The organism is Schleiferilactobacillus shenzhenensis LY-73, from assembly GCF_000469325.1.
GTDB lineage: Bacteria > Bacillota > Bacilli > Lactobacillales > Lactobacillaceae > Schleiferilactobacillus > Schleiferilactobacillus shenzhenensis.
The window spans coordinates 216,310-237,682 of sequence record NZ_KI271584.1 but is presented as its reverse complement, the minus strand read 5'-3'; the positions used below and the strand labels follow the sequence as shown (position 1 = coordinate 237,682).

The window sequence follows — 21,373 nt, the reverse complement described above, 5'->3', positions numbered from 1 at the left end:
GAGGTCTCCTTGCACCAATCGAGACTCGCTGACGACACTGCCCATCCGGTACTCTTCTACTCATCGTTTTTAATGATGTCTTTTATTTTCACCCATTTTACAAATAATCTGGCAGAAGTCAACAGAAAAGATCCGATCGAACGCTCATTTTTTGGAAGGCCCGCCGACATTTACTCAAACACCATCTGGTTATGGTACAGCTCGGCGTAGAAGCCGTTCTCTTCTAACAATTCGTGGTGGTTGCCCTGCTCAATGATCGTGCCGTCTTTCAGAACGACGATCTTGTCCGCATTCAGAATCGTTTTCAGCCGGTGGGCAATGACGAAGCTGGTGCGGCCCTGCATGACGTTGTCCATGGCGGCTTGGATATTGGCCTCGGTGACCGTGTCCACGTTTGACGTCGCCTCATCCAGAATCAGCAGCGCCGGGTTGGTCAGGATCGTCCGCGCAATCGACATCAGTTGTTTTTGACCAGCCGAGAAAATGTTCTGCTCGTCCGATACAGTGGTCTCGTACTGTTGGGGCAGGCTCATGATGAAGTCGTGGATATTGGCTTGCTGGGCCGCATCAATGACCCGATCCATCGCAGCGGTGGGATCACCGTACCGGATATTATCCGCAATGGTTCCCGTGAACAGCTGGGGGTCTTGCAGGACGATGCCCACGTTAGCTCGCAGCGCGTGCAGGTCGAACCGGCGAATATCGGTGCCATCAATGGTAATGGCGCCGCTGTCCACGTCGTAGAACCGGTTCAACAAGTTCATCACTGTGGTCTTGCCAGAACCGGTGGGCCCGACCAGGGCGACCATTTCTCCCTTATGCAAGGTGATCGACACGCCGTGGAGGATCTCCTTGCCCGGGTTGTAACTGAAGTGCACGTCCTTAATCTGCACGTCATGCTGGATGCCGTTAAGCGGCAGGCCATCGGCGGGATTCACCTCGTCCGGCTGGTTGCGCACTTCATCGACCCGGCGGGCGCCGGTGATGGCCAGCTGGATCATCCCGTACAGGCTGGTCAGCGACATGATCGGCTGATAATACTGCTGGGCGTAGTTAACGAACACGACCACCAGAGCCAGGGCGGCGCCGGTGGACAGGCTGCCGTTCAAGGCCAGCCAGGAGCCGAAGAAGATGACGATGGCCGTATTCAGCAGCGACATGCCCTGCATCAGCGGGTTCAAGATGCCGGACCAGATCTGCCCGCTCAGTGCAGACGAACGCACCCGGTCGTTGTAACGGGTGAAGCCCTTGACCGAATCCTGCTGGAGGCCGTTGGTGATGATCATTTTCTGCCCGGTGATCTGTTCGTTGATATAACCGTTCAGCTGGCCAATGTCATCCTGCTGGCGATTAACGGCCGTACCGGCTTTCTTCATCACGTAGGCGGCGATGACCAGGGCGACCGGCGTGGACGCCATGGTGACCAGGGCCATCGTCACGTTCTGGGCGAACATCACGATCAGCAGGCCGATGAATTGGGCGACGGAGAGAAAGATCTCAATCAAGGCCTGGTTGAGTGCGTTGAAAATATTATCCAGGTCTGATGTGTAGCGGGCGAGGATGTCGCCATCGCTGTGGGCGTCGAAATAGCGGACCTGCATCCGCTGCATCTTGCGGAACAGACCGACGCGCATCGTCCCCGTGGAATACGCAGTGATGCGGGCCAGGACCAGGCTGGAAATAAAGATACTGCTGGCGTCGCCCAGATAGAGGGCCAGGTAGATCCACAGGGTGGTGTGGAAGGCGCCGAAGCTGTCCTGGGGCCGGGTGGCGGGATTGGTCCACAACTGGAGATACTGGGTCAATTCTTCGATCGCCCGGCCCAAATAGGTCGGGGCGATGACGATACACGCGGTGGAAATACTGATGAGCACGATCGTCACGAGGAAGCCGAACCAGTATTTCTTGAGATAGTGCCAGTAATAGCGGCCCGCGTTTTGTAAATCGGTCATGCTAACCCCTCCTCGCGTGCTTTCTGCGTCTGATAAATCTCTTGGTATACGGCATTATTCCGGACCAGTTCGTGGTGGGTGCCGCTGCCGACGATGCGGCCGTGGTCCAGAACCAGGATCTTGTCCGCCCGCAAAATCGAGGCGATCTTTTCGGCGATCACGATGGTGGTCGTCTTTTTCAATTCCCGGTCCAGCGCCTCCTGCACCAGTTTTTCGGACCGCGCATCCAGTGCCGACGTGGCATCATCCAGAATGAGGATCTTCGGGTCGGCGATGACCCCCCGGGTAATCGTCAGACGCTGCTTCTGGCCGCCAGAAAAGTTCGAAGAACGTTCCTCCACCGGGGCGTTGTAGGTCTGCGGCAGCCGGTCAATGAATTCCGCGGCCTGGGCCACGTTCGCCGCCCACTTCATCTGGGGCAGCGTGGCGTCCGGCTGAACCTGTTTTAAGTTCCCGGCAATGGTCCCGGAGAAAAGGGCCGACCGTTGGAGGACATAGGCAATCGTGTCCCGGAGGGTCTTTTCTGGCAGCTGGCGCACATCGATACCGCCAATCTTGACCACGCCGCTGTCCGGGTCAAAAAGCCGGGCAATCAGCAAGGCCAGCGTCGTCTTCCCCGATCCGGTGGCCCCGACGATGCCGAGCATGTCGCCAGAATGGATACTGAAGCTGACATCTTGCAGCGTGGGCTTCTCATCCCCCGGGTAAGTGAAGGTAACGTGCTCGAAAGCAATGTCGCCGTTGACCTGAATATCATCATTGGCCGGCACATAGGTCATGCTCGGCGTCGTGTTCATCACGGCACCGATGCGGCCGAGAGAAATAATTGCCCGGGAGGCAAAGGTCATCATAAAGCCGCCGTTGATGACGGCAAAGAGGATCTGCATCAGGTACGACGTGAAACTGACGATGGCCGCTAAATACGCCGGATGGGCAGTGATACTTTGGCCCACCAAGTAGACAGAGAGAACGATGGCCAGGTTGGCCGTCAGGAAGAACACCGGCATCAAGATGGCGAACAGATAGCCGATTTTGGCCGTCACATCCGTTAAGCGGTCCGACGCCCGGGAGAACTTCTTGATTTCATTCGGTTCCTGCACGAACGATTTGACTACCCGAATCCCCATCAGATTTTCCCGGGCGATGGTGTTCACGTTTTCGATGTCCTGCTGGGTCTGGGCAAAGTATTTCCCCATCCGTTGGAAAGAAAACAAGCTGACGATGACGATGATTGCCATCATCATCAGGAGGACCCACCATTGTTCCGGCATCGTCATCATGGCGAGAATGAAGGCCCCGGCAAACAGCAGCGGAATCCGGCTGACCTGCTGGAAACCGGCCATGACGATCTGCTGCACCTGGTTAATATCGTTGGTCATGCGTACGACCAGGTTAGAGGCAGAAAACTTTTCCACATCCGCGTAGGCAAAGGTCTGCACCTTGCGATACAGGTCGGCCCGCAGATCCGTCGCCACCCCTAAGGCGACACGGGCAGAATACACGGTATTCACGATACCCGCGGCGATGCCCAGCAAGGCCAAGGCAATCAGCATGATGCCTTCTTGCCAAACGGTCGTCTTATCGTTGCGCAAAATAGCATCCATCACCGTCTGCAGCAAGCGCGGCTGCCAAAGTGTGGCAAACACTAAGGCCACAACCGCCAGCGTGGCCAGCCAGGCATCTTTTTGGTAACGCCGTATGTACGGTAGCAAAGTCTTCATGTTCCGTAATCCTCCCATTTCCCCGGTCCCGGTATCCAGCCGGGCGGTCTTCCTTTTTGAGATTAAAAAAGGATAAGACATTGAACGGCTTGTCCGTCCGCATCTTATCCAGCCCCCGTATTAGGAAACCCTCCGATGACTACCAAGAAAGCAAATTATTAGAACCTAGTTTACAGGGATTTTGCTGTTTGTTCAAGTTGTCTCACGACAACGTACCCGCGCAAAACCAGGGGTGGTCTGCCAGTGGCGCAGGACGCGGCTGCTCCGCCAGAGCGGGGTTGGCCGGCGTCCTGGCCTATGGCTCGGCCGCGGCTTGCTTATCCTTCTGGGCCGCATTATAGGCCGTTCCCCAGGCCGCCATGGCCTGAATCACCGGCGCCAAGGTTTGACCAAAGGGTGTCAGCGCGTAGACCATAGTACGGTTGTCCACCGCCGGACCGCATTTCTTCACGATGATCCCGTCCGCTTCTAATTGCGCTAATTGCAACGCCAGCATGCGTGGGGACACAGAGGGAATCGCCCGGTCGAGTGTACTGAACTGCGTGGCATCGCCTTGCAGCAGATGGTACAAGATGACACTCTTCCATTTACCGGCGATGAACTGGACGGTACTTTGAACCGGGCAGCCCGCGGCACAATCATAGACTTCGTGACGTTTCATCAACAAGCCTTCTTTCTGACATCAGATAGCTTACATTTTACTCACTTACATTTCGATAGTAGGACACTTACCATCGGGTATGCAAGGTTAAGTAAGTAAGAAAGCTGGAATTGAAATGAAAGCCATTGGTTACACGCAGCATCTGCCCATCAGTGATCCCCGCAGTTTGGTGGATATCACGTTAGCAAAGCCCACCCCCACCGGCCATGATCTGCTGGTGAACGTCAAAGCGGTGTCGGTGAACCCCGTGGACACCGGCACCCGGCGGGCCGGTCACGGAACATTGGCCCAGCCGAAAGTCATCGGCTGGGATGCGGTCGGCACGGTGACCCAAGTCGGCAGTGCCGTCACCCGATTTCACGTGGGCGACCGCGTCTATTACGCCGGCAACTACAAGCGCCCCGGCAGCGACGCCGAATATCAGCTGGTGGACGAGCGCATCGTCGGCCATGCCCCCAAGCAGCTGACGGACGCTGAAGCGGCGGCCATGCCCCTGACGAGTTTGACCGCCTGGGAAGCCCTCTTTGAGAAATTGCATATCGCCACGGACCAGCCGGACCAGAACGCGAACCACAGCATCCTGATCATCAACGGCAGCGGCGGGGTCGGTTCCGTCGCCACCCAATTGGCCCACTGGGCAGGACTGCAGGTACTGGCCACGGCATCGCGGCCGGAATCCCAGCAATGGGTCCGGGCGCACGGCGCGGACCACGTGCTGAACCACCGCCAGCCGCTGCCGGCCCAGCTGCATCAGGCCGGCTACCGCTATGTGGATTATATCCTGAACCTTTCTCACCTGGACGAACACTGGCCCGAGATCGCCGAGATGATTCGACCCGACGGCTGGATCGCGGCCATCACCGAGAACCGGCGGGGCATCGACTTGCAGAAATTAACGAAGAAGCGGGCCACCTTCGCCTGGGAATGGATGTATTCCAAGTCCTGGTACGGGTATGATCTGGATTCCCAGGGGGCTATCTTGGACCGCATGGCGGCGTTGCTGGCTGCCGGAACGATCCAGTGTACGCTGACGAAGACGATCACGCCGCTGAATGCAGCGAGTCTGCGGCAAGCCCATGCTTTGGTGGAATCCGGCCATATGATCGGCAAAGTGGTGGTGAGCGGGCCATGGGCTTAAGGATCCTGGCTAATGCATCCACACGTCTCAAATTGGGATATACCAATAATGATATAGTCCGTGCATATTTGGGTATTTAGCTGATTTTGTTAGCTTTCACATCTTGATTTGCACATTGACCGATTGAGATTTATGCTGGTATTGGTAGATTGGACGCTACCAAAAAACATATTGGAGGGCTCCATTTATGGCATATCAAACAGTTGATCCGTATACGAACAAACTGGTCAAAACATACCCGGCCGCGACCGACGCCGATCTAGAAGACGCACTGGCCCAGGGCCACCGCGTCTATACTGACTGGCGCCGGCAGGCACCGGCCGCCCGCGGGCCGATTTTGCACAAGGTCGCCCAATTACTGCGGGAGAAGAAACACGATTATGCCGCCATTATGACCCGCGACATGGGCAAATTGATTGGCGAGGCCGAAGCCGAAGTAGAACTCTGCGCGACGATTGCCGACTATTTTGCGGATCACGGGGAAGCCTTCATGGCCCCGCAGCCCCTGACGAGCAGCCACGGCAAGGCGTACTACATTCGCCAGGCGACCGGCGTGCTCGTCGCCGTCGAGCCGTGGAACTTTCCTTTCTACCAAGTGATGCGCGTCTTCGCCCCGAACTTCATGGTGGGCAATCCAATGATCCTGAAGCACGCGTCGAACACGCCCGGCTCAGCGGCGGCCTTCGAAGACATGGTCCGCGAAGCCGGTGCACCGGAGGGCGCGTTCAAGAATCTGTTCCTTTCTTACGATCAAGTCAGCCAGGCCATCGCGGATCCCCGGGTCTCCGGGGTCGCCTTGACGGGGTCAGAAAGGGGCGGCGCATCAGTCGCTCAAGAAGCAGGCAAGCAACTTAAGAAATCGTCGATGGAGCTGGGCGGGACCGATGTCTTCATCGCCCTGGAAGATGCCGACTGGGACGCCGTCTACCAAGCCGCCCCCAACGCCCGGCTGCGCAACGTGGGCCAGGTCTGCACCTCGTCCAAACGGTTCATTATCCCGGCCAGCCACTATGACGAATTCGTTGCGCAGCTGGCAGCGGCCTTCAAGACATACCAGCCAGGCGACCCGATGGACCCAGCCACGACCTTGGCCCCGATGAATTCTGAACGGGCGAAAGAGAAGGTCCAAAGCCAAATCGATGAGGCCATTGCCCATGGGGCGCACGTCGCGTACGGCAACCAGCCAATTGACTTGCCGGGCGCCTTCATCCAGCCCACGATTCTAACCGACATTGACAAGCAAAACCCGTTGTTCAGCCAAGAAATCTTTGGCCCCGTGGCCGAGGTCTTCAAAGTGACTAACGACGACGAAGCCATCGCCTTAGCCAACGATTCCCGCTATGGCTTGGGCAGCGTCGTGTACTCCCAAGACCCGGCCCACGCTGATGCCATTGCCCGCCGCATCGAAACCGGGATGACGACGATCAACGCGCCGTTCATCACCTCGCCGGAGCTGCCCTTCGGCGGTGTGAAGAACTCCGGTTACGGCCGTGAAATGGACGAAATCGGCTTCGCGACGTTTACGAACGAGCACATGATTCTGAATACGTCGGTGAAATAACTTCGGTTCAAGCAGACCTCGCGTTATTCGCGGCGTTGCGCCCGCAAGATACGCCAAAGCCCCCGCAAACGACTGGCATTGCCAATGTTTGCGGGGGCTTTTTCATAGTTGCGGACGTATTTTGAATCACTGCTCATCGCCAGGGCTGATTTCAATGCGGGTCAGCACATAGCGGGTTTGGCCACGGCGGGTCACAGCCCGCATTTGGAAATCAACGTGCGTGTAACGGCCCATGGTGCCGACAAAATAGAGCAGGCTGCCGCCGCCCTGGTCATCCGAGAAGTTGCTGACGGTGACTCGGCGGTGGCGGTACTGTTTGAGCTGCTGGTACGTGTAAGTGGCGTCATCACCGCTCAGCTTGGCCAGGGCCGCCGGGGAACGTTCGTTGAGAATATGATTCAGCTGTTGGCTGGCAGCGATTTGCGGCTGCCTTTCTGCCCCCGCCCACTGGGCAATCTTACTGCCAATGAGCGAGCCATCCGTGCCGAGCACGATGACCGCCACCAGGGCCGCGAGCAGCCAGCGATGATGACCCATCATCAGGACCTTCTTCCCCAAGGGAGAAATGGAACCTCTTACATCGCTGTCATTATAGGTTGGCTCACTTGGCCGGGTCCGCACATGGTGCGCATCTTAATCAATTCTTGCGCAATTAATCGCCCAACACGTCGTCAGGAAAATCCGCCACGCTGCTGATCCCCTTCAACGCCAACTGGCTGACGATAGCCGGAGCTTGCGGCGTCACTTGCGGGTCCTGCAGCCACCGGCGGTACACCGCCACCAGACCGCCGACAGTGTAGTCGATGACCGTGGTCTTGGTGACGTCGTCGGGGAAATAGTCAGCGGGGACCCGTTCTTGCAGCCGGGCCTTCAATGTGGCGCCGATTTTCTCCAACAATCCGCCCACGTCCTCCGTCGCCAGACCGTGGTAGAAGGCGTAATCCTGGACCACGAGCTGGTGGAGCACCGCAAAAAGAGCGGTGGGCCGCTGGAAGGCCGCCGTCCAGTCCACGTCTTCCAGCAGCGCCGTCAACGCCGTGGTCACTTCGTCCTCAGCTTCCGCGATGACCGCGTCCACGTCGGGATAATATGTATAGAATGTCGCCCGGTTGATATCCGCCGTCCGGGCCACGTCTGTCACCGTGATCGCCTGCCGCGGCTTCTCCGCCAGCAGCTGACGCAACGCGGCCCGGATGGCTTTCTTGGTTTTCACGATGCGCCGATCAATGCTGGCCATAAAAGGGACCTCCCCGCTTCATAATTAAAACATAACTGTAGTTTAACATACAGGTGTTGCTTTTCTCCAGTGAGGCTGGCAAAATAAAAGTATTCTATTCGGAGGTGCTGTGCGTGGCTGTCAATTTTCTGGAACAATATGTAACGCGGTACGGGGACCAAACCTTTGCCCAGCGGCCGCTCAACGAGATCGATGGGGCCATTATGGCTCTGCTGGCGTCAATGAACTTTGGCGCGCTGCCGGCCGACCACGAACTGGCGGACCTGGCCGATGACCAGGCGAGCCAGCAGACACTTTTGACAACCACGTGGTCACTGACTTTCTTCGGCGGACTGCTGCGGGCGATGATCACCAGCGTGCGCTACCGCCACATCCGCTGGCTTCATTACCGGGAGAAGTTCAACACCGTGGCCGCCCAGCAATTTGCCGCAGTGACGTTTGCGCTGACCCCCGGCCACTATTATGTTGCCTTCCGCGGCACCGACGCGTCCATCGCCGGCTGGAAGGAAGATTTCAACATGATCTACCTGTCCGAGATCCCCTCCCAGCGTTCGGCCGTCGCCTACTTCCAAGAAGTCTACGCCAGCCACCCCGGCCGCTATTACCTCGGCGGCCACTCGAAGGGCGGCAACCTCGCCGTCTATACCGCGCTGCACGCGGCCCAGACCGTGGCCCAGCACATTACCCGGGTCTTCAACCTGGACGGCCCCGGATTTTTACCCAATTTGCACTTGGAGAAGCGCTACCGCGCCATGCGTGCCCGCATTACCAAGATCGTCCCGCAGGAATCGATCTTTGGGCTGGTGTTAGAAAACCACCACGACTACGCCGTCGTCGCCAGCACTCGCCGAGCTGCTGTCGACCAGCACGACCCCTTCTCCTGGCGCATCTACGGCCGCCGCTTCGTTTCTTGTGCCGAGACCGGCCGTTTCTTCCGATTCGTGCAAAAAACAGTGACCGGCTTTCTCCACAACATGTCCCGCATTGAGCGCAGTATCTTTCTGGCTTCCCTCTATGGGGTGGCTGATGCGGCCCACGCCCAGACGATGGGCGAGCTGATGCAGCTCAGCCCGCACCGGCTGCGGACGTTCTACCGGGCCGCGAAGGCCATGCCCGACACGATGAAGGCCCAGTGGAAAACAGCCGCCGGCCATTTCTGGCACGCGTTAGGCGCGACCCCGCGGCTGCCGTTTAGTTAACGGCATTTCTCAATTCATGTCGAAAGAGGGACACCAGCAATTCCGCCGGTGCCCCCCTTTTTTGTGGTGTGCCACCGACAGACATTGGGACGGTCTACTGTCTATTCACTTCTCTTTGCTCTCCGCCGCCACCGCGGCATAGTCGACGGCCTGGTGCGTTAACAAATGCCATTGATGGACAAAGGCTGCCCCCATTTCGTCCTGTCCCAAGTGATGCAGCGTTGCCGCCGCCCAGTGCAGTGCGTCCCAAGCGGCCTCCTGGCGACCGGTCAAAAACCAATCGGCGGATCGCAGAGTCTGAAAATTCAGGGCGTTGAACAATGATGATTGAATCATGTCATTATTTGCCAACAGGCCAAATAATGACTGGGCGTCCGCAAAACGCCGGTCGCGAATCATGAGGGCCAAAATATTCAGCAGCGTATTGCCCACTTGCTCTTGATTATGGCTCGCGGAGGCAAAATCGCCCCCATGCTTGATTAGTGATTGCGCAATTTGCAGGCGGGTGCCGTAGGACACGAAGATCAGGATCTCATCGATCACATTCACTTCGTAACTCAGCCATTCTTCCGTTTCAAACAAATAGTCCAGGACGTAATTGATTTCTTCCGCAGGCAGCACCGTATCGGTAATCGTATCTTTGCTGGCTCGCGCTGCAATGGCATCGATCCGGTCAGTGGGCAATCCCGATTGCGCATATCGGGCTTCCGCTTCGGCGATCAGGCGGTCGGCTTGGGCAATGTTCTGCCGATTATTCCCGACGGCCTGATTGAGGCGGACAAAGAAATCGTCGCTGGGCAGGCGGGCATGCCCCATGACCCGATACTGAAATTCTGCCGGCGTCACATTTAACCGTGCCAGTAATGCCCACAACTTGTCAGCAGAAATGGCGGATTGGCCCCGTTCAAATTTCGATAGAAACGACTTCGTCACAATGTCGCCAGCCGCTTGCCGCAAGCTGATGTTGCGGTTGGTGCGGAACTCGCGGAACGCTTCTCCTAACGGTAACCCCACGATGAATCCCTCCCTTGGTTTCTTTTCAATGCGCCAACGCTGGGGAACGGCCTTTGGTCCAATGGCTCTATCTGATAGTCTATCATCTTTCGTGTCATATAGTGGACACTGCTGAATCACCCCTTTTCTGCTTGTAAACTCAGCTTATCAAGTCCGGGCCGTCCCTTGGGGCGGTATCGACGATAGAAATGGGGTCAATGAAATGAAACAGTATCTCGATCGGCGCTGGTGCGCCATCAGCGTGGTCCTGGCTATCCTGGCCGGGCTGTCGATTCCCTTCAACACGTGGTCCTACGCCCAATTCTTCTCCCTCATGACGCAACCGCGCGTCAACGTCCGAACGGTCTGGCTGACGGTGGCCTTGATTGCCGGCGTCACGATCCTTTTTGCCGTCATCGACTACGGCTATCAGCGCGCTTTGAACCGCAACGTGGCGCTTTTTACCCAACACGTCCGTGAGTATCTGCTGACTTCGGATTTCATTGAGACCGACCAGAGCAACGTTTCTGCCCGGCTTTCTTACCTCACGAACGACTTGGATATGATCGAGAATAATGACCTGCGCCAAGTGTTTACCATGATCCGCGCGGTCGTCACGGTGGTGTTCACGCTGGCGCTGGCCATTCATAACAACTTCGGCCTGACCCTAATCTTCATTGCCTTCGCCAGCGTCACGCCCTTCACACCCAAGCTGCTGGCCCGCCGCACCAAGCAGCGCGCCCAGAACTGGAGCAGCCGGGTCGGCCGGTACATGACCTTCATGTCCGATGTGTTGAGAAATGCGGCCACCGTCCGCCATTACGCCGCCCTGGGGTTGTTCTTGCAGAAAGGGCGGGGAATTATTCATGCGTCCGTCACAGCCAAACGGCGGCGGGACAACACTGTTGCCGCCAGCAACTTGGTCGCCGCGGTTGTCGCCTATGTCTGCATGTACGTACCCATCGGCTTCGGCGTGGTCATGGTGATTCAAGGCCGCCTTACTGTGGCGTCGTTTGTGACCGTCCAGTATGCCAGCAACTGGATCATCAACAGCTTCCTTACGATTGCGCAGTCCCGCAGTCAGATGAATGCGACCCAGCCGATGCTGACCCAGTTAGTCCAATTTAAACCGCTGCCGGACACGAGTCCCCAAAGCGATTGGCCAGCCGCCGGGGACGATGCCTTTGCAACCCTCCAGTTGACCCAAGTGGTCTTTTCTTACCCCGATGACCCTCACCAGCCCGTATTACGCGGTGTCGATCTGCGCGTCAAGCGGGGCGATAAGGTGCTGCTGACCGGCCCCTCCGGTGTCGGCAAATCCACCCTCATTCATATTCTTATGGGGACTCTCCCGCCGACCAGCGGTACTGTGAGTTTCCGCAGTGCGGCCGGTCAGGACGTGCAACCGACTCCAGAAATGTTTGGTGAAGTTCGGCAAGAGTCTAACATTTTCAACGACACGTTGCGCTTCAACCTGACTTTGGGCCGATCGTTTTCTGACCAGCAAATCACCTCAGCGCTGCGGCAAGCGGGATTACTTGCCTACACGCAGGAACACGGAGTGGATACGCTGATCACTGAAAACGGTGATAACTTGTCCGGCGGTGAACGCAAACGTATCGAATTAGCCCGGGCATTCTTGTATCAACGGCAATTCCTCGTCGTGGATGAGGGTACCGCCTCGCTCGATCCGCAGACAGCGGATGAGATTCAGCGAATCCTCTTGGCCAGTCCGGCCACTGTGGTGGAGATCGATCACCATCTGTCGGCGGCGCTACGCCGAAAATTTGATGCGCATTATGAGTTGAACCAGGGAAAGCTGACGCTAATGACAGAGGGTAACGAATGAAAAAGGGTGGATTGCTTCCGGGCTGCCCGCGGCCGGCAACCAACCAATCATTGAACGATACAAGCAATCATTGGTCAAGGTCGGCCGTTGTGAAGTGTTAATTCCATTGGCTGACAAATAGACGGCGCCCGATTTCTCGTGATCCAAAACTATTCGTGGGACAAATATTCTTCGCCACTTGCAAAGGTTGATTCTTCGGTTTACACTGTAAACATAAATTACAACGTAAACAGGAGAGTGATTTTATGTCCGCCGCCATTCAGCTTATCAATATTCGCAAAAGCTTCAAGAAGAAACAGGTCCTCCGCGGGGTCACCTTGGCGATCCAGCCAGGAGAAGTGCTGGGGCTGCTCGGCCCCAACGGTGCTGGCAAGTCGACGCTGATCAAAATCATGACGGGGCTGCTTGCCCCCGATGGCGGGGACGTGAAGATCTTTGGCCGCTCGCTGGCCAAGAACAAACGGCTCCTCCGCCAATCCCTGGGCCTGGCACCGCAAGCCATTGCCGTCTACCCGCAACTGACGGTGGCCCAGAACCTTCGCAGTTTCGGGACGATCAACGGCTTGTCCGGCCGCCAGGTTCAAACCAAATACGATCAGGTGTTGCCGATTTTTGGATTGCAGGACATGCAAACCGAGAAAGCGGCGGACTTGAGCGGCGGCCAGAAACGCCGGCTGCACTCTGCCATTGCCCTCATGGGCCCGGCCAAGATCATCTTTCTCGACGAACCCACGGTGGGCGCTGACGTCGACTCGCGCAACCGCATCATCGCCGCTGTCCGCCATCTCAGCGACCAGGGCATCACGGTCGTCTACACGACTCATTATCTGGCAGAAATGGCCGCTCTGCACGCCCGCATTGCTTTTCTCAACCACGGCGTGATCCAAGCCACCGGCAGTACCGAAAGTATTATCCGGCAATACGCCCACCCGGCAGTTACCCTGTCCTTCAAGGGGCGACTGCCCGCCGGCCTGCCGGGCTGGGAGAAAGACGCCAACCATCTGCGCGTCTCTGTGCCGGCGGCCACGAGTCCTGCCCAGCTCCTGCAAACGGCACTGACGAATCCAGCCGTGCGGGATGCGCAGTTGACCGACGTGCAAATCACCCAAGCCGACCTTGAATCTGCCTATCATACACTGCTCGAAAGGGATGCCACTCATGTCGATTAAACAAGTTTACGCCGTGGCGAAGTTGAACACCCGCTTACAATTAGGGGATCCCACCGTCCCGCTCATCTTAATGCTGGTACCGCTGGTCATGGCCCCGTTTATGCTGCCGGCCGCCAAAATCCAGCTGCTGGCCCAGGGTTATGTCCACGTAAACGGCTCAGAACAGGTCATTCCCGGCCTGGCCGTCCTGTTTTCTTTCTTCTCGATTCAGTTGATCATTCAGATGTTCTTCGATGAAACCACGTGGAACACGTGGAATCGGCTGCAAGTATCCGCCACATCCCTCGGTGACATCATCCTGGGCAAAGTCGTGATTGCTTACCTGATCCAGGTCATTCAGCTCACCGTGGTGCTGCTGGCCAGCACCTGGCTGTTCCGCTTCCGTATCACCGGCAGCTGGTGGGCCTTCGTCTTGGTCGTCCTCACGTTCGCGGCCGTGCTGACCCTCTTCGGCACACTTCTGGTCAGCTGGACCCCCTCTGCCAACGTGGCCATCTCCCTGTCGAACCTGCTGGGCATCCTCATGGCCGGGCTGGGCGGCAGTCTTTCTCCCACCAGCACCTTCCCCGCCTGGGCCAAACACCTGGCGCGACTGGATCCCGCCTATTGGGGGTTGTCCGCGATGCACCGCATCAGTCTCGGCGCTGCCGGGGTGAGCGACGTGAGAAATGATCTGCTGGTCCTTTTGCTTATTGCCGCCGCCTTCGGTATATTGTCCTTAGCCGGGTTCAGATACCGGCCATTGAAGGAAGGCGATGATTAATCATGGCAGCCCCCAGACCCACCAAGGAGACATTGAGCCGCTCGTATATTTTGGATACTGCGCTGGCGTTGATCGATCAGAAAGGCTTGGCCCAGTTCAGCATGCGCAAGCTGGGCCAAGCCATGGCCGTTTCCCCGATGGCGGTTTATCGCTATTTCCCGAACCAAGGGGCGCTCTTCGACGGTGTGGTGGAATCGATTTGGCAACAGGCCCTCACCATTGCCCCCGGTACCAGCAGTGCGACCTGGCAAGACACGGTCATCGGCGTGATGACGCAATTTCGGAGAACATTATTGCAGCATCCCAATGTTCTCACCCTGCTCTCCACCCATCCGCTGGTCACAGAATCCGAGTTTGCTTTAGTGGCAGAAATCCTGCCGGTATTACAAGAAAAAGGACTGCAGATCACAACCACCACAGTCTTTCTAATTAATTCTCTGACCGCTTATACCCTCGGCTTCGTCTGGGCGGAAGCCATTCCGCCAACTCCCGGCGGCCAACCAGACCCGGCACTGATGCAAAACTTGCCTGCCCCATCGGCCAGTGTCCGGGAATTGCTAGCGCCTATTGAGAAAAATCAGTACACCCCCGATCAGCAATACCTGATGGGTCTGAATGCATTGCTCCGTGGATGGGAATAACGCGAATAACTTGTCTCCGCCGGCCAACTATGGGACGATAGCGGCAGAAAAACCAGGAGGCAGTGTAATGTGAACACCCATGACTTGATCAATCAGCAGCTCGCCTTAGACTTTTCTTGCCCGCCGACCGTCTTCGACCAGCCCCGTTCATTCTTTACGACCGCTCCAGCCGTCCCTGGCGCCCGCTACTGGGCCCGGGACCGGGGGACCATCGTCTGCCTGCGCGACCGGCTCTTTTGCCGCACGGATAATGCGAAACTGACCGCGGCCCTGAGCGCCACGTTTGCCAAGGCCCCCGGCCAGTGGTTTATGGAAACAGCCAACCTGTATCTGTTGGATAAGATACTCGCCCCGTATGGTTTAGCCATCGCCAACCACGGTCCGTTTTTTGTACCGCCAGCCTTCTTCCCTGTACCGCCCGCTGACCCGCACTTTCTGCCCTTTGCCGAAACACCCGTCCCGATCTTCCACTTCAGCAAGAAAGACGGCCCCGATTCGTTGGATCATTCGAACCAGTTTTCTGTCCAGTATACAGCCAATGGCGATATTCGAGCCGTGGCCAATGCCGACCAGGATGGCGCCCATACGTGGGAAATCGGGATTGAGCTCCTGGATCCGGATTATGCCCACCAAGGCGTGGCCACGCAGCTGGTCCACCGCCTGGTAGCCAATCTCCAGGCCCTCCGACCCAACGTCCTGCCCGTTTACGGTACTCAGTTTTCCCATACCCGCTCGATGAACGTGGCCATTCGCGCTGGGTTGATCATTGGCTGGACCGAGCTGGTGATTGGAGATCGAGAAAGAGTGATCGACTGATTTTACTGGCTAACGACAATAGGCGGCGCAACTTGAAAATCCAAGATGCGCTGCCTATTGTTTTCTCTTCAGATTGTCGCTCACAATCTCTATTACTTATAGGTTGTCCATTGCCTTCTGATAGTCAGCAAACCCAGCGTACGAGTGCACCCGACCAGCAGCAACATCGGCTTCTGCGCGTTGCGTAACCTCATCCAAGCGTCTTTCCGCTGCCTTCATTGCCTGCCGTACACGTGCCGTCTTGTTTCTTTTCGCCATTGATATGTCCCCCTCACTAATCTGGTTTTACTACCGGCACATTCTCCGCTCCACCGGCCGTCCGCAGAATCATCTGCCAGAACGGCGGTTCAATGCCCAATTCAGGCAAGTCGCTCTCGGCCACCGCGTAACGAATGGCCGATTCCTCGCCGGCTTGGACTTTCTCGACCCACTGGGGCTCAATCAAGCTTTCTTTGCCCAGGGCCACAAGATCGAAGACCTCAGCGGCTTTCGCCACCATCGCCGGAGTCCGCATGCCGCTGACCACGATCATTGGCAACCGGCCGGCCAGCCGCTCCTTGATCAGTGTATTCACTACCCGCTGGTCATTGTGATCCCGAATCGACGTCCGCCAGACGTCCGAGTTCGAGACGTGCAGATAGTCCAGCGGCTTTTCTGCCAGGGCATCCACCAGCTGCAGCGTGTCGTCGATGGTAATCCCGGGCTTTTCCAACTCTTCCGGTGAGATCCGGTAACCCAGCAGGAACGGCCGGTCGGCGTCGGCCGCCACGACCCGGGCCGCCTCGTCAACCACGGCCAGCGGGAAGCGCATGCGGGCCTGCACATTCCCGCCCCAGTCATCAGTCCGGCGATTGGAATGGGGAGAAAAGAACTGCTGCAACAGGTAAGTATTGGCGCCGTGCAGTTCCACGCCGTCGAATCCGGCCACGATGGCCCGGTGAACGGCGGCGCCGAAGTCCTTGATCGTCTGCTGCACCTCAGCACCGGTCAACGCCCGGGGTGTTTCCATACCCGGCCGCGGTGCCGCCACCGCACTGGCGCTGACGGGCTGCTGTCCCCGCAGCACCTGACTGCTGGTCATCCGGCCGGCACTGAAGATTTGGACGATGGCTTTGGTGCCGTTTTGCTTAATGGCGTTGGCCAAGCGGGTCAACCCGGGAATGTCTTCGTCATGAGCAATACTGAATTCGCCTTCGAAACCCTTGCCCAGATCGTTCACGTTGGCCACAGCTGTGGTGTACATCCCGACGCCGCCGGTATGCAGGCTGTAGTATCGTAACTGGTCCTGGGTCACCGTGCCATCGTGGAACGCCATCTGTTCCGTCATGGGCGGGATGACAATGCGGTTCTTTAACGTCACGTCTTTCTTTGAGAAATGGAGCGGCTGCAAGAATTGATATTTAGGCATTGTTGGTCTCCTTACTATTGGTAAGTTACTGAACCCAGTTTAACAAACCGATACGAGAAAACAATGACCCTCAACATCGATTAATGCGTCTCTTTCAACTCCGCAAAACCGAAAACAGCATAAATGACACTGAGGGTCAGACCGAACGTGCGGATAATCCCGCCCAGCATATAGCCAATATCGTATGCCGCATGATTGCTTGCCATACTGGCCGTTGAAAGCCCGTCATGAAGGTACTTGACGATAAATGGTGTACTGATGCCCAAAAACAAAATGATCAGTAAAAGACGATGCGCCCATGTATTGAACCATTCCCGATACGCCGGGTAGTGGCTGGCGAGGATGCCAAGATTGATGACCAGAAGCGGCGTGAGCCAGCCTCTCAGGGAACCCCCTTGCGCCCAGGCCGCTTGGTCAATCACGGCCAGTATTAATAAAATAACGTTGGCAAAATACGTAATTTGAAAAATCCGGCGGTCCCGCTGCACTTGCTTGTCGATCGTTTCGTAATGATCCATGATTCTTTCATCCTCCCTAAGTAGTTGGTCCAATGAAATGCCGTAATAGTCGCTGATTCGCACCAATGTGCCGAGATCCGGAAAACTGCGGCCGTTCTCCCAGCTGGAAATTGTTTTGGGAGAAACGTGTATTTGCTCGGCGACCGGTGCTTGGGTCAGCTGTCTTTGCTGCCGGGCCGTCTTGAGTTTGTCGCTGAATTGCATTTCCTCACCACCTGTCACCATTGTTACGGATGGACCAAAAATGGACAAGCATTTCTTACTGAAAACGGCTCTGAGAATCATAGAGTCGTGACTAGGCGGCAGTTCTACTCATGTTCATGCTGAAAAGAGCACCGGCCATTGCCGCAATCTGCGAACAATGGCTGGTGCTCTTCTTGGTTCACAATAATCAACCGGCCGTCTGTATTGCTTGTTTGCGGGTCGGCATTTCCGTCATCTGCCCATTCTCCAGCCGCCACACGACATCGCAGATCCCCAGCGTTTCTAACCGGTGGGTGATCATCAGCACGATGCCTGGATAGTACTGCTTGACGCTGTTGAGAATGATCCGTTCATTGACCACATCCAGATTGCTGGTGGGTTCATCCAGAATCAGCACTGATGACGGGTGCAGAAAGGCCCGGGCCAAGGCCAGCCGCTGCTGCTCGCCGGCAGAAAGGACCGGTTCGGCCGCCCCGATGACCGTGTCTAAGCCCTGGGGCAAGCGGGCGATGCGCTCGGTCAGCCGGACTTGGTCCAATACGCGGGTGATGGCGGCTTCGGCTATCTCCGGTGCCCCTAGCGTTAGATTTTGGCGCACGGAGGCCTGGAAAATATGGGCCTGCTGGGGCAGATAGTTGATCTCCTGCCAAAGCGAGGCCGCGGACACGTCGCTGATCGGTGTGCCGTTGACCTGAATCGTGCCGGCCGGCGCGGGATACCACTTCATGATCAGCTTGGCCAGTGTCGACTTACCGGCTCCGCTCTCGCCGATAATGCCGCCGATCTGGCCTTTCGCCAAGTGCAGCGAAACGTCCGCCAAGACGCCTTGGGCCCGGTCAGGATAGGCGTAATTCAGATGAGCGACAGTGAGTGCGGTAATGGGCTGTACCAACGGTGTCCCGCCCGTGTTCGTGGCAGGGACAGGCGTGTCCAGCAGCTGCCAGATCCGGCGGGTGGCACCGAAGCCGTTGCTCAAGGCATCTGGCAGGTTGGCCAGCGCCAGCAGCGGCCGGAAGGAGAACGGGAAGGCCAGCATGTAGGGCAGCAGCATTGGGGCATAACCAGTGGCCGCCCCGCTGGCCGCCGCCAGCAGGAACCAGCCAGCGATGATGATGAGCCACGCGAGCCAATTTTTCTGCCAGTTCAGCCATCCCACCCGTTGCTGAGCGGGTCCTTCGACCTGGTACTGGGCATCGACCCGCTGAATCGTCCGGTCGCTGGCCACCAGCTGCAGCAACGCATCCCGGCCGCGGACGGCTTCCAGCATCTGCTGCTGGGTGGTACCCTGCACGGCCGCCAATTGCGCATTGGCCGTTGCTAACTGACGATACCGGAAGAAAGGCAGGCCAAAACCCACCAGTAAACCGGCCGTGAGCATAGTGAAGGCCGCGGTGAGACTGGCCTGGGCATAAAACAGCGGCAGCACGATCAGCGTGCCAATGCCGATGGCCAGCGGGACAATGGTATGGGCATAGAACACTTCCATCGCCTCAATGTCGCTGCCGACGGCCTTCAGCAAGTCCCCGGACTGCTGCTTATCCAAACCCGCCGGGGCTAATTGTTCCACTTTGCGGTACACGTGGTTGCGAATGTCGGCTAAGACCTTGAAGGCCACATAGTGCCCGGCGTATTGTTCGACGTAAGCGCAGAGGGCGGCCAAAACAACGCCAACCGCCAGCCACGCCGTTAACGGCCCGACATTCTGCCCCAGGCTGACCAAAATCCGGCCGCTTTGCCAAGCCACGAAGACTTGGCCCAGTTCCGCCACCATGCCGGCCAGCCAGCTTAGGAACAAGACTGGAATCAGACGGCGAATAAAGAAAAGCATCCGATGGATCATCCGGCGGCCTCCATTCCTTGTTGACTAGCTAACAGGCGCTTGAAGTCTGGATTATCCTTCGCCAGCTCGCTATAGCCGGCCGTTGTGATACGCCCTTGCGCCAAGAAGTTGATCTGATCCAGCAGCCGAATGGCCTGCCATTCGTGGGTAATGCACAGTACAATCTTAGTTTGGCTCAGGCGCTGCATGGCCGTCATCATGATCTGGGCATTCTCCGCATCGATATTTGCCGTGGCCTCATCGAAGACATAAACATCCTTAGCCATCAGTACCAGCCGAGCGAAGGCGATCTGCTGGCGCTGGCCGGGAGAAAGGAAGCGACCGTTCTCCCCCACAGGAGTGGCTAACCCCTGGGGCAGTGCCTCAACAAAAGCGCAAAGCCCCAAGGCCTGGACCTGGGCCCACCACCCCGTCTGGTCCGGGACCCCGAGGGCGATGTTCTCGCCAATCGTACCGGAGAAAAGATACGGCCGATCATTCAAATAAGCCACGTGAGAGGTAAACTCAGCCGGGGTAAGTTGCGTCGCGGTTTCGTCGTTGAACATGACCGTCCCGCTCGTTATCTTCAGTCGGCCGCGCAAAATTTGGGCCAGCGTACTCTTGCCGCTGCCGTTCTTGCCGACTAAGCCAATCAATCGCCCGGGCTGGAGGGTCAGTGTTACGTGGGCCCACAGCGGCTGCCCGTCAGGATAGTGGAAGCTGGCGTCTTGGAAACGGACTGTGGTGATCGGTGCGCTGGTGGCAGCATCAGTCGGCCCTGCCGGCGCTGTTTCGCCCGTACTTATTACCCGGGAAATATTCTGCAGTGCCGGCCGAGTAGACATAATGATGTGCATAAAGTAGCCCAAACGGCGCTCAAAGACCAGCAATTGGGCGAGCAGCAGCCAAAGCACCCCGGCCTGGGTAAGCGTGAGGCGTCCGGTCGTGACGGCGGGGGCCAGGAGCAGCGCACTGCCGCCGATCCCGGCGAATACGACCCCGTTCAGGACAAATAAAGATTGCAGCTGATACTTGAGCAGCGCCATGGTCTTCCCTCGGAAAAATTCGGCATCTTCCGCGAAGGCCGCTGCGGAGCGCTCGCCGGCACCAAACAGGACCAGCGTGCGCATCCCGCCGAGGTCGTCCAAGAAGCGCCCGCCCATTTTAAGAAAGCCCTGCATGTACTGGCGGTTGATAGTCGGGCTGAGTTTTTGCAGCAGCATCATGCCGCCGCCCATCAGCACCATGCACAGCAGCGGCAGCAGCGCCACCCAGCTGTGCCAGGCCACAGCGAGAACGACCAGGACAGCGTACACCAGACCGCTGGCACAAATGGCCGGCAGGAAGGTGCCGTAAAAGCTGTCCAGTCGGGCAATCCCGTTGAGGTCCCGCTGAATCACCTGATGGCTAGTCAGTGCTGGGTCGTCGACCAATGCCGGTGTGAACAGCCCCCGCAAGTAGCGGGTGCGAATCTCCCGCTTGGCCAGCACGGTCCATTCTTGGATGCGGCGGCGCGCGCCGGGCAGTAAATAGTAACCGCCGGTCACCCCCAGCAATCCGGCGATGAGCTCAAGCCCGCCCCAGGACCAGTGCCGTTCGGTCCACCAGGTCAAAACGACAGCGGCCGCCGCCACTGGTAACAGCAGCATGACCGCTTCATCAATCATCTGCTGCAAGGCACCAGCGCGGCCGGCCCGGCCGTATCGGAATAATTCTTTGAACAA

General features: G+C 57.5%; 19 protein-coding genes. 8 read left to right on the top strand and 11 right to left on the bottom strand.

From position 1 onward, the window contains the following. Nucleotides 1–170 precede the first annotated feature (170 nt). The 3 genes from L248_RS04625 to L248_RS04615 form a co-directional block, all read right to left on the bottom strand. The gene (locus L248_RS04625) at nucleotides 171–1,952 is read right to left on the bottom strand and encodes an ABC transporter ATP-binding protein (RefSeq protein ID WP_022528929.1); all 1,782 of its coding nucleotides are present in this window, start codon (nucleotides 1,950–1,952) and stop codon (nucleotides 171–173) included. Next, on the bottom strand, nucleotides 1,949–3,673 hold the full coding sequence (locus L248_RS04620; protein WP_040534806.1) for an ABC transporter ATP-binding protein: 1,725 nt from the start codon (nucleotides 3,671–3,673) through the stop codon (nucleotides 1,949–1,951). Before L248_RS04620 ends, L248_RS04625 begins: the two co-directional genes overlap by 4 nt. A gap of 295 nt (nucleotides 3,674–3,968) precedes the next feature. Further along, nucleotides 3,969–4,334, bottom strand: a complete 366-nt coding sequence (locus tag L248_RS04615) for a winged helix-turn-helix transcriptional regulator (RefSeq protein WP_022528927.1) — start codon at nucleotides 4,332–4,334, stop codon at nucleotides 3,969–3,971. A gap of 115 nt (nucleotides 4,335–4,449) precedes the next feature. On the opposite strand from L248_RS04615, the gene L248_RS04610 reads away from it, so the two are divergent. Together L248_RS04610 and L248_RS04605 are read left to right on the top strand one after the other, a co-directional pair. Further along, complete coding sequence (locus L248_RS04610) at nucleotides 4,450–5,472, top strand: zinc-binding alcohol dehydrogenase family protein (RefSeq protein ID WP_022528926.1); 1,023 nt, start codon at nucleotides 4,450–4,452, stop codon at nucleotides 5,470–5,472. Nucleotides 5,473–5,659: 187 nt separating this feature from the next. Continuing rightward, nucleotides 5,660–7,033, top strand: a complete 1,374-nt coding sequence (locus L248_RS04605) for an NAD-dependent succinate-semialdehyde dehydrogenase (protein ID WP_022528925.1) — start codon at nucleotides 5,660–5,662, stop codon at nucleotides 7,031–7,033. Between the two features lie 126 nt (nucleotides 7,034–7,159). Here L248_RS04605 and L248_RS04600 read toward each other — a convergent pair whose 3' ends face one another. Together L248_RS04600 and L248_RS15075 are read right to left on the bottom strand one after the other, a co-directional pair. Next, nucleotides 7,160–7,573: a hypothetical protein gene (locus L248_RS04600; RefSeq protein ID WP_155828569.1), complete on the bottom strand. Its 414-nt coding sequence runs from the start codon at nucleotides 7,571–7,573 to the stop codon at nucleotides 7,160–7,162. Nucleotides 7,574–7,685: 112 nt separating this feature from the next. Beyond that, a complete protein-coding gene (locus L248_RS15075) occupies nucleotides 7,686–8,270 on the bottom strand; it encodes a TetR/AcrR family transcriptional regulator (protein WP_022528923.1) in 585 nt (194 codons plus the stop codon). Nucleotides 8,271–8,383: 113 nt separating this feature from the next. Here L248_RS15075 and L248_RS04590 point away from each other — a divergent pair, with 113 nt between their 5' ends. Continuing rightward, entirely contained in the window at nucleotides 8,384–9,469 is a 1,086-nt protein-coding gene (locus tag L248_RS04590) for an Mbeg1-like protein (RefSeq protein WP_040534804.1), read from the top strand. Between the two features lie 105 nt (nucleotides 9,470–9,574). Here L248_RS04590 and L248_RS04585 read toward each other — a convergent pair whose 3' ends face one another. After that, nucleotides 9,575–10,483 (bottom strand): Rgg/GadR/MutR family transcriptional regulator, encoded by a 909-nt coding sequence (locus L248_RS04585; protein WP_022528921.1) that lies wholly within the window; start codon nucleotides 10,481–10,483, stop codon nucleotides 9,575–9,577. 202 nt (nucleotides 10,484–10,685) lie between these two features. Between L248_RS04585 and L248_RS04580 the strand changes: the two genes are divergently transcribed. The 5 genes from L248_RS04580 to L248_RS04560 all read left to right on the top strand — a co-directional run bounded on the left by L248_RS04580 (nucleotide 10,686) and on the right by L248_RS04560 (nucleotide 15,700). Continuing rightward, a complete protein-coding gene (locus L248_RS04580) occupies nucleotides 10,686–12,311 on the top strand; it encodes an ATP-binding cassette domain-containing protein (RefSeq protein WP_022528920.1) in 1,626 nt (541 codons plus the stop codon). Between the two features lie 245 nt (nucleotides 12,312–12,556). Then, on the top strand, nucleotides 12,557–13,480 hold the full coding sequence (locus L248_RS04575; RefSeq protein WP_022528919.1) for an ABC transporter ATP-binding protein: 924 nt from the start codon (nucleotides 12,557–12,559) through the stop codon (nucleotides 13,478–13,480). Beyond that, nucleotides 13,470–14,243, top strand: a complete 774-nt coding sequence (locus L248_RS04570; RefSeq protein WP_022528918.1) for an ABC transporter permease — start codon at nucleotides 13,470–13,472, stop codon at nucleotides 14,241–14,243. Before L248_RS04575 ends, L248_RS04570 begins: the two co-directional genes overlap by 11 nt. A gap of 2 nt (nucleotides 14,244–14,245) precedes the next feature. Further along, entirely contained in the window at nucleotides 14,246–14,884 is a 639-nt protein-coding gene (locus L248_RS04565) for a TetR/AcrR family transcriptional regulator (RefSeq protein WP_022528917.1), read from the top strand. Between the two features lie 69 nt (nucleotides 14,885–14,953). After that, nucleotides 14,954–15,700, top strand: coding sequence for a hypothetical protein (locus L248_RS04560; protein ID WP_022528916.1), 747 nt, complete (start codon nucleotides 14,954–14,956; stop codon nucleotides 15,698–15,700). Nucleotides 15,701–15,796: 96 nt separating this feature from the next. Here L248_RS04560 and L248_RS15790 read toward each other — a convergent pair whose 3' ends face one another. The 5 genes from L248_RS15790 to L248_RS04540 all read right to left on the bottom strand — a co-directional run bounded on the left by L248_RS15790 (nucleotide 15,797) and on the right by L248_RS04540 (nucleotide 21,373). Further along, nucleotides 15,797–15,958 carry a hypothetical protein gene (locus L248_RS15790; RefSeq protein WP_155828568.1) on the bottom strand — a complete coding sequence of 54 codons (162 nt, stop codon included), beginning with the start codon at nucleotides 15,956–15,958 and terminating at the stop codon, nucleotides 15,797–15,799. Between the two features lie 16 nt (nucleotides 15,959–15,974). Further along, on the bottom strand, nucleotides 15,975–17,108 hold the full coding sequence (locus L248_RS04555) for an NADH-dependent flavin oxidoreductase (RefSeq protein ID WP_022528915.1): 1,134 nt from the start codon (nucleotides 17,106–17,108) through the stop codon (nucleotides 15,975–15,977). A gap of 80 nt (nucleotides 17,109–17,188) precedes the next feature. Further along, nucleotides 17,189–17,830, bottom strand: coding sequence for a helix-turn-helix domain-containing protein (locus L248_RS04550; protein WP_040534932.1), 642 nt, complete (start codon nucleotides 17,828–17,830; stop codon nucleotides 17,189–17,191). 187 nt (nucleotides 17,831–18,017) lie between these two features. Beyond that, complete coding sequence (locus L248_RS04545) at nucleotides 18,018–19,670, bottom strand: amino acid ABC transporter ATP-binding/permease protein (RefSeq protein ID WP_022528913.1); 1,653 nt, start codon at nucleotides 19,668–19,670, stop codon at nucleotides 18,018–18,020. Next, a complete protein-coding gene (locus tag L248_RS04540; RefSeq protein ID WP_051999860.1) occupies nucleotides 19,667–21,373 on the bottom strand; it encodes an ATP-binding cassette domain-containing protein in 1,707 nt (568 codons plus the stop codon). The genes L248_RS04545 and L248_RS04540 overlap by 4 nt, the downstream gene beginning before the upstream one ends.